The sequence below is a fragment of the Streptomyces sp. NWU339 genome (assembly GCF_003143855.1).
In the GTDB taxonomy this organism is placed as follows: Bacteria; Actinomycetota; Actinomycetes; order Streptomycetales; family Streptomycetaceae; genus Streptomyces.
In genome coordinates this window covers 189,775-202,463 of sequence record NZ_QFRK01000007.1, presented here as the reverse complement: position 1 = coordinate 202,463, position 12,689 = coordinate 189,775, and the positions used below count along the sequence as shown (strand labels likewise).

Below are 12,689 nucleotides of genomic sequence, written 5' to 3'. Positions count from 1 at the left end.
GAGGCGCGCTGTGAAGAGGTTCTTCGGGAAGGTCCAGCCGGCCGAGCCGGAGGTGTCCGACGCGGAGCGCGAACTGTTCGGCGGCCCGCTGCGCTACGACATGGGCTGGTCCCAACATGAGAACGCTCAACTGGACTTGACCCTGGTGTCCGCACTCCGGTCGATGCCGACTCTGGTCGGCGCGACCCTGCGCATGGCGTGGAAGGCAGACCGCCGGGCGCTCATCGCCGTCGGGATCAGCGAGGTCGGGCAGGGCATCGCCGCTGCCGTCGGGCTGCTTGCCGTCAACGCCGTCATGCACGCCCTCCTCGGCTCCGGCAATGCCGTGGAACGGCTGCACGCCCTGTTGCCCGGTCTGCTCGCCATCGCCGCGATCGCCGTCGTCAACTCGGTTCTCGCCGGGTGGTCCACGTCCCGGGCGGGCCGTCTGGAACCGCTCGTCGAACGGATCGCCACCACCCAGTACCTGGCTGCCGCCGTCTCCGTCGAGCTGGAGGCCATCGACGACCCGGACTTCCGCCGCCTGATCGACATCGCCCAGTACGGCCCGGCCTCCGCCCGCCGCATGATCAGCGCCTGTGTCGCCGCGCTGAACAGCACCATCTCCCTGGTGGCCACGGCCGGCGTGCTCACCGTCCTGCACCCGGCGCTGCTGCCCATGCTGATCCTCATCGCCGCGCCGCGCGGCTGGGGTGCCATGCGTGTGGCCCAGGAGCGCTACGTGTCGGTGATGAGCTGGGTCGAGCACGTGCGGGCCAGTCGCCTCATCGGCAATCTCCTGACCGAGCGCACCGCCGCCCAGGAGGTGCGCATCCACGGTGTCGGTCCTTTCCTGCTGAGCCGGTACAAGCGCATGGCCCGAAGCGCCGAGGCCGAGCAGGAGCGGCTGGCCTCCAGCAAGGCGGTCACCGAGTGGGTGGCCGCCGCGCTGTCCGGGGTCGCGATGGCGGCCACCTACGGAACCATGATCTGGCTGATCATGAGCGGGCACATGAGCCTGGCGGTGGCCGGTACCGCGGTGATCGCCGTCCGCTCCGGCTCGGCGAGCCTGGGCGCCCTGGTGATGAACATCAACACGCTGCACGAGGAGTCCCTCTACGTCCGCGATCACGGACGCTTCCTGACCGAGGCCGCCCGACACGCCCTCCCCCGGACCGGCGATCCGGTCCCGAAACAGGTCGAACAGGTCTCTCTCGACCAGGTCACCTACCGCTACCCCGACCGTGAGGCTCCCGCGTTGGACCAGGTGACGCTCACCCTGCCCATGGGCTCGGTCACGGCCGTGGTGGGCGAGAACGGTTCCGGCAAGAGCACCCTCATGAAGATCCTCTCGGGCCTGCTGCTGCCCCAGGAGGGAACCGTGCGGTGGGGCGACTCGGACATCACCGGCCTGGAACGCTCCCAGGTCTTCGACCGCGTCGCACTGCTCACCCAGGACTTCCAACGCTGGCCGGTGACGGCCGCGATGAACATCCGCATCGGGCGCCCCGGCCACGACGCCTCCTCAGAGGACCTGCAGGCGTCCGTCGACTACGCGAGGGCCGACTCGGTCGTCGCCAAACTCCCCGACGGGCTGCAGAGCCTGCTGGCCCGCGTGTTCCGCGGAGCCGTCGAACTGTCCGGCGGCGAATGGCAGAAGATCGGCCTGGCCCGCACCCACTGGCGCAGCTCCACCTCGTCGGCGGACGGCGTCCTCATCGTGGACGAACCCACCTCCGCCCTGGATCCGGAAGCCGAGATCGAGGCGTTCGACCGCATCCGCCGGCTCGCCGCACCGAACCGCGCCGTCGTCCTCGTCACGCACCGCATGTCCGGCGTCCGCCACGCCGACCGCATCTACGTCCTGCACCAGGGGCGCCTGGCCGAACACGGCAGCCACGACGAACTCATGGCCGCCCGAGGGCGCTACGCCGCGATGTTCGACGCCCAGGCGGCCCAGTACGTCCCCGTCGGCGCCATCCCCCGCCCCACCTCACCCCCCGTCGCGGACCCCGCCTGAAACCTCCGCCCGAAAGGCCCGCTCACCGTGCCGGCCCCTCCTCCCACCACCCGGCGGCTCCACGCCCGAGGCCCGCACCGCCCCGCGACCGGCGCACAGCCCATGAACCGAGCAGCCGACCCGGCCCCGGTCGGGACACACCCGCGGGCGCCGCATGCCGTGCGGGAGCGGCAACCCACCCACGTCCGGTGCGGGGGCCGCGACGACGATCGGCCGGCGTCACCGGTCCGTCCCCTCCGCTGTCCGGTGGACGCGGCAGCCGAGGCGCTGCCGGCCCCTCAGCGCGGCGCGTCCGCGTCGAGCTGTGCCGGCCCCTGCTCCCACCGCTGCCGGCGGTCGCTCCCGGACTGCTCCCACCACGGTGTGCCCCGCTCCCCCAACGCCACCTTCGCCCGGTGGACACGACCGCGTGCGGAGCGTTCGGCCCGGGCGTCGCCCGCGGCCGTCGCGGCCCGCACCGCGCGCCGGGCCGCCATGAGGTGACGGCGCAGACGGGCCGCGGTCTCCTCCGGAACGGAGGGATCCGTCGCCCGCCGTCTCCGTCCCCGGACGACGACGAAGTGCCCGTCGGGGGTCTTCTCCGGAGCCCGGCCCGCGTCCATGGTGTCCCTTCTGCCCCTCGCTGCCTCGCTCGGCTGTCCCGTCTGCCCCTCGCCACCTCGCTCGGCTGTCCCGATCGTCCGGTCGGAGCGACGAGGACGCCGTTCAAGGCGTTCGACCGGGACCGTCCGCCGCCAGGCGCCCTACTCCCGTCCCGGAGCGGTTTCGGAACGGGTGGTGGACAGGAACGTCTCCCAGTCGGCGCGGCCGCCCGCGCCCAGTACTCCGACATCGGCCCCGAGGTCGCCGGTGGACGGCTCCCGCAGTTCGCGGCGGGCGATGCGGGCGACCACGGACGGGAAGATCGGTCGCAGGGGCTGGCACCAGCGCAGCCACGGCGGGGCGTAGACGTGCCAGGCGCGGTGCGCGATGCCGGTGGCGAGCCAGTCGGCCACCTGATCGGGGCTGTGCACCCGGCGTGCGAACCACGGCTGGTGCCGGCGCAGGGCCCGCAGGACCGGATGGTCGTCGATGCCGACGACCATGTCGGTGCCGGTCCAGTGGAGGTAGGCGATGCCGACGGCTACCCCGTCGGGCTCCACCTCACCCCGCAGGGCCTGGGCGAAGGACTCCGCGCCCGCCTTGGACGCGCAGTACGCGCTCATCATGGGCGCGGACCCGAAGGCGGCGGTCGAGGCGATCTGCAGGAAGTAGCCGTGGGTGCGGGTGAGCTGCGGCAGGAAGGCCCTGGCCGTGTTCGCCGACCCGACGAGGTTGACGTCGACGACGCGCCGCCACAGGTCGGCCGCCGTACGGCTGAAGGGGCCGCCCGTGGCGATCCCCGCGTTGGCCACGACGGCGACGGCCGGCCCGAGCCGCTCCTCGACCTGCCGTGCGGCCTCGTCGAGCGCGGCCTGGTCGGTCACGTCCGTCTCGACGCAGACGCTCGGAGAGGTCAGTGCGGCCGCCGCCCGGTGAAGGGTCTTCTCCTCGCGGCCCAGCAGGGCGATGCGCATGCCGTCCGCGGACAGGCGCCGGGCGAGGGCTTCGCCGACACCGCGGGCCGCCCCGGTCACCACGGCGACGCGCCCGCGCAAGGGGCTGTCGTGAGCCGCGGTGTGTACGCGTGTGCCGGTGAAGGTGCGCATGCGTTCCTCTCCTCTCCCCCGCCCGTCACGGACGTCACCACACCCTGCTCCCGTCGGCCTCGCCGACGGGAATCGAGCGTCGTACGGGCGTCAGGAGTCCTGACGGCCGGGCAGCACGCAGCCGCTCCCACCAGTCACTCCAGCACACATCTCCAGGTGGGGCGAGCCCGATCGGCTCGACCCGCTGGATACCGTGAAACAGGCCGAGACCACCGGCGCCACCACTGAACCGCAGGTCAGCCGCTCTTTCCCGCAGGCGCCAGGATCGCCACGCACTCCACGTGGTGCGGCATCGGAAAGACCTCCGACGACGAGGGAACCCTGATCGCCATCGGCGCGGTACTCGTCGGATTCCGTGCCCGCCACACGTGGGGGACGCACCTCAACGGGATCCTGACCCGAGGTCCGCGAGCAGGTCGTCCAGCACCGCTTCCTCCTCGACCCGGACACCGTGCTCGGCGAGAGCGACGGCCAGGGCAGGGTCCCAGGGAGTCGCCGCGGGCGGGCCCGTCAACTCCGGGGCTTCGGCCAGTGCGACCACTGCTGCTCGGTAGTGGACAGCCTCATAGCGCCACGGCCGCCAAGGGACGTTTCCCGCCAGTGCTGCGGCGATGCGTACACCGCCCCAGTCGAAATCGCCGTGGTAGAGAAGGCCGGCTCCCCGTGCGGACAGGTCGCGCAACAAGGTGAGAGCGGCGGCCGACGGTTGCCCCTGGAGGCACACCAGGGGCGGGCACGCCGGGCCGAGGGTGTCGGCGGCGGCGGACAGCACAGCCGGGTTCTCGCAGATGTGGACGGTTCCCGTCACCGGGACGGCGACAACCGGTGCGCGACGGGTGAGGGAGCGGAGCGTCAGCACCGCCGGCTCCCCCGCGTCGGCCATCCAGTCGAGGGGTGGGGTACCGCGCAGGTTGAGGGTGAGGACGGTCGAGGACAGATCGTCCTTGAGCAGCCCCGCCGAGGCCCATGCCTCCCGCCGCCACTGCGCACCGGAGCCGTCGGGGAAGCCGGTGAGGGAACGGATGCCGGACAGGACGAGAGTGGCGAGCGGTGTCCCCTCGTCCAGGACATGGGCGCCCGAGAGGTTCCGTGCCGCGAACGTCGCTCGCGAGATCGGGGGTGACGCGGGCAGCGCACGCAACGTGCGCACGGCAGCCTCCACCAGAGTGCCCGCGGCCTGCGGGGTACGGGCGAGGCGCCGTACGAGACCGCCCCCGCGGACCCGCTCGGCCCAGGGCGCCAGTCCGGCACCGAGGGTGTCGAGCGGGGCGTACGCCCTTGCCCAGGCCCGTTCCTCCCTGTCCCGGGTCTCCGCACGGAGGGGGACGGGGCCGGTGAGGGCCACCACGGCGGCCGCCAGTCCGTCGGGGCTGACACCGGAACGGCGCAGGACCGCGTCCACGGTGTCGAGGCGGACGCTCAGGGAACCGCCTGCTCGTGGCGCCCGCCCCAACAGGCGCTCGACGGCCAGGCGTTGGGAGGCGTCGGGGTCGGACAGGGTCACGGAGCCGGTGAGCGGCCGCCCACGGGCCAGCCGCTGCCGGGCGCGGTCCACGAGCCAGGCGAGGCCGGGGTCTCCCAGCAGACGGCCGAGACGCCCGGTGTCGATGCCGGCCCGGTCCCCGGCCTCCGGCGGCACGGCCGGTGCCGTGTCTGCGGCGGCGCCGTCCGCTGCTGTCTCTCCCCCGGCCGCCGCGTGGGCCGTGGGAACACGACCGTCGCGGGCGGACGGACTCGTCGCAGGGTTCACGTCCACCAGGACTCCTGACTTCCGGCATCTCCGGCGCTTCCGGCGCTTCCGACACCTCCGGCGACGGTCCGCCCCGGCTCACCGGTGGAACCCACCGGTCCCTCGGCCGCCTCGCCGAGCCCGTCGACCAGGGGAGCCGGCCTCGCCGCGTCCGCCCGTGTGCCGGGCTCCGTGCCGCGCCGCCGTTCGCTGCCGTCCCACTCCCACCGCGTGACCAGTACGGCGTCGATGTCGTCGACGCGGGAGAGCTGGGCGATGGCGATGCCGGGCACCTGGGGGTAGCAGGCCCATTCGCGCTCGCTGGTCATGACGACGTCGAGGTCGAAGGCGCGCAGCAGGCCGAGGCACTTGGCGCGCGAGTCGTCGTCGACGCCGGCGAACGCCTCGTCCAGGGTGACCAGGCGCGGGGCGTACGCGCCGCCCGCGCTCGCGTAGTGGGAGGACGCGGCGGCGAACAGGGGCACGGACGCGGCCAGTACCCGCTCCCCGCCCGAGGCGGGCCCGGTGGCGGGCACCCACTTGCCGTGCTGGTGGCGTTCGACCCCGAACTCGTGCCAGGCCCGGTAGTCGAGGGCGGCGGTGAGGTCCTCCAGCCAGCTGCCGGCGCTGTCGTCGGCCTGTCGGCGGGCGATCTGCTCCTGGAGGAACGCGCCGACCGCGGCCCGGTCCTCGGGCGACCAGGCGTCGGCGGACTGGCGCAACCGTTCACGGGCCTGGGTCAGCCCCTGCGGGGCCCGGCGGGACGCCCGCCACACCAGCCGCAGCTTCATCCCCGTGGAGGTCGGGCGCTCCTCCAGCTCCCTGTTCATGGCGGCCACCTGCCGTTCGGCCGCCCCGATCAGTTCCTGGAGCGTGCCGGCGACCTCGGTGATCAGATGGGTCTGGAGGATCTCGCGCTCGTGTGCGGACAGGATGCGGGTCAGTTCCTCGACCTCCACCGCCAGCGCCTCGGCGAGTTCGGGCACGGCCCGTTCCCGGCCCTGGTAGACGATGTCGACCCGCATGCCGTCCTCGCTCGGGCGGGCGGTGGCGGTGTGGCCGTGCCGCGACAGCGCGTCCTGGAGCCTGCCGAACTCCTCGCTCAGCCGTTTCTGCACCCGCTCCCAGGCCGCATCGGTGTCGTCGACCGAGGAGAGCCGGGACTCCACGGCCCGTGCGAGGGCGATGGCGGGGGTCGCCGCCCACGGCCCTCCGTCGTCACCCGGTACGGCGAGGTCGGGCAGCGCGACGGTGAGCAGCCCCGTCGCGGAGAACCGCTGGAGCGCCGCGACGGCTTCCTCTCGCGCGGCGGTCGCCTCGGTGACGTCCTCGGCGAGCCGCTCGATGCGCCCCTCGGCACGGCTGGCCCGCCGGTCGGCGTCACCGTACTCCGTCCGGGCCTGCTCCTGTTCGTGCGCGCAGATCCGGACCGCCTCGGCCGTCTCCTCCAGCTGCCGCTGGAGTTCGGCGACGGCCGCTCCGACGGTGGAGCGGAGTGTCGTGAGATGTTCGTCCGCAGCCGCGGCGATCCGGGCCGACTCCGCCGTACGCTTCGCGAGTTCAAAGACGAGGAGTTCGGCCCGGTGGGTCTCCTCCTGCTCTCCGGTCACTGCGCGTTCGGCCTCCGTGCGTTCGCGCAGGGCGGGCCACAGGGCCGCCAGGAGGGCGGTGTGGTCGGCGAGCGCCTGGCGCACGGCGCCCAGCGCCGTGCGGTCGGTGGGGAGGTTCAGGGCGGCTGCGGTGTCGGCGAGTTCGGCCGCCGTGTGTTCGGCCCTGCGTGCCGCCGGAGCCAGTTCCGCGGCTCGTTCGTCCCGCCGGGCGCGGGCGCGGCGGACCGCCTCGGTCGCGGCGGTGACGCGTGCGTGGGCGTGCCGCAGGTCGTCGTCACCCGGCAGTGCGGCGAGTTCGGCGTCCAGTACGGTGCGGCGCCCGGCCACGGCGCGGGCTTCCTCGGTCAGCCGTTCCCGCTCCGCCGTCAAGTCGTCGATCTCGGCGCGCAGTTCTCCGACCCGGACGCGACGCGCCTGCTCCCGCGCTCCTTCTCCGACGTACTGGGCGCTGTCCTTGGCCCAGCTTCCGGTGAGCGCCCCGACACGGAAGCGGCCGTCCGCGCAGACCCAGGTGTCGTGGCCGCCGGCCTCCCGGGAGGCCTCCCCGGGCCCGTCGCCGCCCGCGGCCAGACCGATCGAGGCGAGCAGACGTGCGGCCGTCTCCTCCCCCACGGCGGCGGCCCCCGCGTCCGCGGGATCGACCGCCGGGCACAGCGCGCGGTCGAGGCCGGCCCCGCCGAGCAGCCCGACCGGATCGAGCAGCACGTCGTGGCCGTCCGCCCCGACCGCGGAACCGTCCGGCCGCACCCAGGCGTCGAGGAGCCCCGACGCCTCCAGCGCGGCTTCCAGTCCCGCACGGTCGGCCTCGGTGACGTGCGGACGGAAGTCGACGAGCCGCCACAGCGGAGCGCCGGGGCCCCGGTCCCGTACGCCGGGGGTGCGCGTGTGGGGGGCCGACGGGCCGCGCTGCCCGCCCGTTTCGAGGGCGGTCAGTTCCTCCGCCGCCAGCCGCTGTCGCTCCGCCGCCGCCTCCTCGCGGTGGGCCAGCAGGGCCGCCCGGTCGGCCAGGCGGGAGGCGGCGGCGCGATGCGCCTCGGTCGCCGCCGTACGGGCCGGCAGCGGGCCGTCCAGGGAGCTCACCCAGTCCTGTACCGCGTCCAGGACCCCCGGCAGCCCGGGCACCCGCAGCTCCCCGCACCCGGAGAGGTGCTCCCGCACGGTCGTGACCAGAGCCCGCCCCGCCCGGGCGACGCCCTCCTCCGCCTCGGCCAGCCGCTCCTCGGCGTGCACGGCCTCCTCGTCGGCCTCGTCGGCGCGCAGCCGGGCGGCCCGGTGCTGTTCCCCGGCCCGCTCGGCCTGCGCGGCGAGTTCCGCCACGTGCTCGACGGCGCGCCGCCTGCTCGCCGTCGCCTCGTCCGTCTCCCGGCGCAGGACCGCGTCGGGGGCTCCCTCCGTCCTGGGCACGTCGAGCCGGGCGGCCGCGGCGCTCTCGGCCACCCGGCCCAGGATGTCGTCCAGAACCTCCCGGGCGGCCGTGAGCCGGTTGTCCGCGGTGGCGAGTCGGCCCAGGGCCCGGGTGTGCGCCTCGGCCGCCGTACGCCGGTCCGCCTCGGCCCGCTTCAGCTCCCCGGCCGTGCGGGAGGCGTCGTCCGCCGCCCGGTCGAGCGCGCGGGCGTCGCGCATCTCGGGCCCGGACCGCAGCGCGGCGTCCTGGGCGGCCAGCCGCGCGGCCCGCTCGTCGAGGGCGGCGCCCCTCGCTTGGGCCTCCTCGCGGTCCACCACGGCCCGGTCCCGGTCCGCCTGCGCCTTGGAGAGCTCCCGCTGGAGGTTCTCGTACCGGGCGTGTTCACGGCGGGGCAGACGGGCGCGGCGCCGGGAGGCGAGGCGTGCGTAGCGCCGGTAGTGGTCGAGGAACGCCGAAGACGCCTGCTCGGCCTCGCGGGCCGCCCGCAGTTCCTCCTTCTCCTCGTCCAGCGACCGGAACGCCTCCGCCGCGTCGGCGACGACCGCCTGGTCCATCGGCGGCAGCGCCTCGGTCAGCGCCCGGGACAGGGCGGCCTCGCTCGGGCGCTTGGACAGCTGGGGCTGGCGCAGCTGGATCAGGAGGTCGACCAGGGCGCCGTAGCGCCGCTCCCCGAGCCCGAAGAGCGCCTCGTCGACCGCCCTGCGGTAGGCCTTCGCCGTGTCGTACACCATGCCGCGGTCACCGACGGCCTCGGCGAGCCGGTCCCGGGACAGGGCCGTCCCGGTCGCGTCCAGCAGGTCGAGGCCGGCGCCGATCCGCTGGTCGGTGACCGCGAACCAGTGACGGGCGATACCGCGTCCGGCGACCGCCTTCAGCCCGCACAGCAGGGTGCGGAAGTGCGCCTCGCCCGTGGCCTCGTCGAGCCGTCCGAACTCGATCCAGGTGTAGCCGAGCCGTTCGGGGTGCGGGTGCGCGCCGCCCAGGAGGAGGTTCCACTCCATGCGCTTGCCCGGGTCGCCGTCGGGCTCGACGCGGCGGGCGGAGAGGTCGCCGTCCAGGAGGAACGGCAGGGTGAGGGCGAGCACCTTCGACTTGCCGGTGCCGTTGTTGCCGCGCAGCAGCAGCCGGCCGTCGCGGAACCAGAACTCCTCGACGTCGTAGTGGAAGAGGTCGACGAGTCCGATGCGCAGGGGGCGCCACCGGCCGGGGGCGGGAGCGGGAAGCGCGGGGCCGGGGGTTCCGGGGCCGGGGAGCGCGGTCACGGGGCAGTTCACCTTTCGTCCTGCATGTTCTGCACTGCCTGCACGGCTTTTGCAGCTTTTGCGGCCTCTGCGGTCTGCGCGGTCGTGGCGGGTCGGCGGGCCCGGCCGGGTTCTGGTTCTCGGACGACGGGCTCGCCGACCGCGTACCGCGCGAGGGCCGGCCGCGGGACGACGCCCCGTTCCGTGCGCTCGGCGAGTCCCAGCGCCACCAGTTTGGTCAGCGCCTTCTCGACGAGTTCGGGTTCCGCTCCCGGCTCCCGCGCCGACTTGGACCAGAACCCGCCGTGCTCCGCGGCCAGTTCCCGTACGCGGACCGCCAGTTCCTCCGGCTCGACGGGCCCGGTCGCCCGTGCCAGGTGCCCGGCCAGCAGCAGGGTGATGTGACCGTGGGTGCCCTGTTCCGGCATGCGCACGTCCGTGAGGTCGTCCAGGGGGTCGACCATGGCGACGCCCTCGGCCCGGACCTCCGGGACGAGTCCGGTCAGTTCGTTGATGCGCGCGGTGATGAAGCCGCGCTGCCGGGTGAGGTAGGCCAGTTCGTCGTCGGTGAGGTCGTCGTAGTAGAGCACCGGGTCGTCCAAAAGGACGCGGGTCAGCTTCCAGCGGATCGCCCGGAACCTGAGCTCGTCGCTGTCGAGCGCGGTCCGCGCGGTCATCTCCGTCAGGCGCTCCTCGAAGCCCTCGGCCTCGACCATGGAGGGGCCCCGCAGGGACGCCGGCATCCCGGCCAGCACGCGCCGCCGCACGTCGTACAGCACGTCGCCCGCTCCGCTGACGTAGGCGTCCTCGTCGCCGGCCACCCGCCGCAGCACCCCGAGCCGCAGCAGCAGGCGGACGACGGCCGCGAGGTCGAGGCGTTCGTCGCGCCGCTCCAGGGTGAACGTGATCCCGGCGGCGACGAGTTCGGGATCGGCGGCGGCCAGCACGACCTGTTCGGCGAGGCGCCCGAGCGCCACCTGCGACTCGCCCCGTTCCAGTGCGGCCAAGGCCAGGCAGAGCAGGACGTAGCGGCGGCGGGTGAAGGGCAGGGCGCTGCGGGCGGCCTCGCGCGCCGGGTGCGTGGCATCGGTGAGGGTGCCCGGTGTCTTGCGCAGCCGTGCGGCGTCGGCGTCCGTGCGCAGCGTCCAGCCGACGTTGCGCTCGAACCACTCCCGCAGCTCGGCGGCGTGCCGGCGCACCAGCCGGAACTCGTCGGCGTACGGCCCGTCGGCGGTGAGCAGCGGCTCCTTCAGCAGGGCACGTGCGGCCTTCTGGAGGTCGGCCTGCCGCTGGCCGTCCAGGACCTCGGCGAGGGGGCCGCTGCTCATCGGTCCTCCGTGAGCCGGGGAGAGATGCCCTCCCGTGGGGCGGGTATGGGAAGGGGGACGAGGCCGGGTGCGGCGCGGTCGCCGTGCCCCGCCGTGAGGTCGACGATGTCGACCAGGTGGTCGGGGCCCCTGAACACACCGTCGGGGGTGTGCACTTCGGCCGTCGATCCGTCGTCGAGCGCGGTCAGCCGGATCTCCATCGAACCGTCCCCGCTGGTGGCCGCGGTGGTGGTCGTGTCCGGCCGCCAGGTGGCGAGCGCGTCGCCGAGCAGCCGCAGGAACAACTGGAAGGCGAGCGGGTCGAGTTCGCCGAGCCGGGACAGCCGCACCGGCCCGCCCGTCACCAGTCGGTCCCGGGCCCGCCTGGTCTCCTCCGTCTGCCGGGCGGCGATCTCGGCGAGCCTGCGCTTCGCCTCGCCCCGGTCCGCCACCTTGCGCGGCTTGCCGCGCCGTTCGTAGCTGCCGGTGCGGCGCAGCTGGGGGCTGATCCGCAGCGGTCGCGCCTCGCCCCACTGGGTGGAGGCCGGCTCCGGGGAGGCCGTCCGTTCGGCGAGGGTGTCGGCGTCGACGGTGAGGTGCCGCGAGGAGTGCAGCCCGAACGCCACCCGCCACAGCCGGTGCCGCGCCGCGTCGTCCGGCGCCTGGGCGAACCAGCGCGCCAGGGTGCGGAAGTCGGCCGAGCGGTCCGAGCGCCCGGCTCGCCGCTCGTTGAGCTGCCGTACGACGGCCAGGAGCTGCGGGATCGCACCGAGCGCCCGCCCGCGCAGCAGCCGGGCCTGCGACTCCCGCCCCTCCCCCGACACGAACCACTCGGCGAGCCCGGACCACCGGGCGGCCCACCGCTCGTACGCCACCGCCTGAGCGCGCTCGGCGTCCTCAAAAGCGGCGTCGGCGGCCTCCCGGGCGGCGGCGAGCGACAGCAGCGGCTTCACGCTCCCCCGCTCCTCCAGCTCCCCGATCAGCAAGGCGATCCGCCCACCGAGGGTGATGAGGTCCTGGATGAACCGCTCCAGGTACTGGATCAGCCGGTCCTTGTACGCGAGGAACGCCTCGACCTCGATGTCGTGCAGGTCGATGGTGCGCTGGAGCGAGCCCATGAAGGCGCGGGCGTTGTCCGCGAGGTCGGTGAACCGCGCCGTCAGCACGGACAGGGCGACGTACGTCTTGGCCGGGTCGGGCTCGTCCTCCGCGGCGATCACCAGCAGCGCCCGCAGCTGCGTGACGATGTCGTGCAGCGCGACCGCCTGGAGCTCGCCGCGCCGCCCCAGCACCTCGTCGTACGTCCCCAGCGCCGCCTCGGCGGCCTCACCGGCGCGGGTGAGCTGGTAGATGAACCGCCTGCGGTAGAAGTCCTCGACCGCCGTCACCCGTGCGTGGTCCGGGTCGGCCCGCAGGTTGCCCCACTCCACCAGCTTGTCCAGCGCCTGCGTCACCGCCTCGAGGTCGGCGGGCCGGCTCCCCGCGCCCAGTGCGGCGTACACGTCCTCCGGCCGCAGATGCACCGCGAACCGCTCCTTGGCGGCGAGGAAGACTCGCATCACCTGGCGGTAGAGGGGGGCGTTGGGGGCGGTGAGGTGGGCGAAGGGGGTGTAGTCGGCGGAGGTGGGGTTGTGGGGCCGGGAAGCCGGGGAGGTCTGCGAGGTCATCGTCGGTTCATTGTTCCGGATCTGTGGCAGCGACGTGCTCGAT

The 12,689-nt window shown here is 74.3% G+C and carries 7 protein-coding genes; 1 reads left to right on the top strand and 6 read right to left on the bottom strand.

Features of this window, described 5'->3' with window-relative positions; all coding sequences use genetic code 11:
* Positions 1–10 precede the first annotated feature (10 nt).
* Positions 11–1,999, top strand: coding sequence for an ABC transporter ATP-binding protein (locus tag DIZ27_RS11305; protein ID WP_109378214.1), 1,989 nt, complete (start codon positions 11–13; stop codon positions 1,997–1,999).
* Positions 2,000–2,277: 278 nt separating this feature from the next.
* On the opposite strand, the gene DIZ27_RS11300 is transcribed toward DIZ27_RS11305, so the two are convergent.
* The 6 genes from DIZ27_RS11300 to DIZ27_RS11275 all read right to left on the bottom strand — a co-directional run bounded on the left by DIZ27_RS11300 (position 2,278) and on the right by DIZ27_RS11275 (position 12,646).
* Positions 2,278–2,601 carry a hypothetical protein gene (locus tag DIZ27_RS11300; protein ID WP_109378213.1) on the bottom strand — a complete coding sequence of 108 codons (324 nt, stop codon included), beginning with the start codon at positions 2,599–2,601 and terminating at the stop codon, positions 2,278–2,280.
* A 141-nt stretch (positions 2,602–2,742) separates the two neighbouring features.
* Positions 2,743–3,687 carry an SDR family oxidoreductase gene (locus DIZ27_RS11295; protein ID WP_109378212.1) on the bottom strand — a complete coding sequence of 315 codons (945 nt, stop codon included), beginning with the start codon at positions 3,685–3,687 and terminating at the stop codon, positions 2,743–2,745.
* A gap of 382 nt (positions 3,688–4,069) precedes the next feature.
* The gene (locus DIZ27_RS11290) at positions 4,070–5,443 is read right to left on the bottom strand and encodes a TIGR02679 family protein (protein ID WP_309074855.1); all 1,374 of its coding nucleotides are present in this window, start codon (positions 5,441–5,443) and stop codon (positions 4,070–4,072) included.
* Positions 5,434–9,693 carry a TIGR02680 family protein gene (locus DIZ27_RS11285; protein ID WP_109378264.1) on the bottom strand — a complete coding sequence of 1,420 codons (4,260 nt, stop codon included), beginning with the start codon at positions 9,691–9,693 and terminating at the stop codon, positions 5,434–5,436. The genes DIZ27_RS11290 and DIZ27_RS11285 overlap by 10 nt, the downstream gene beginning before the upstream one ends.
* An 8-nt stretch (positions 9,694–9,701) precedes the next feature.
* Positions 9,702–11,000, bottom strand: coding sequence for a TIGR02678 family protein (locus DIZ27_RS11280; protein ID WP_109378211.1), 1,299 nt, complete (start codon positions 10,998–11,000; stop codon positions 9,702–9,704).
* A complete protein-coding gene (locus tag DIZ27_RS11275; protein WP_109378210.1) occupies positions 10,997–12,646 on the bottom strand; it encodes a TIGR02677 family protein in 1,650 nt (549 codons plus the stop codon). The genes DIZ27_RS11280 and DIZ27_RS11275 overlap by 4 nt, the downstream gene beginning before the upstream one ends.
* Positions 12,647–12,689 lie beyond the last annotated feature (43 nt).

Bases quoted from the DNA above. Each gene is read 5' to 3' on its own strand.
- DIZ27_RS11300 (WP_109378213.1), bottom strand. From the start codon at position 2,601: ATGGACGCGGGCCGGGCTCCGGAGAAGACCCCCGACGGGCACTTCGTC.
- DIZ27_RS11295 (WP_109378212.1), bottom strand. From the start codon at position 3,687: ATGCGCACCTTCACCGGCACACGCGTACACACCGCGGCTCACGACAGC.
- DIZ27_RS11280 (WP_109378211.1), bottom strand. From the start codon at position 11,000: ATGAGCAGCGGCCCCCTCGCCGAGGTCCTGGACGGCCAGCGGCAGGCC.
- DIZ27_RS11275 (WP_109378210.1), bottom strand. From the start codon at position 12,646: ATGACCTCGCAGACCTCCCCGGCTTCCCGGCCCCACAACCCCACCTCC.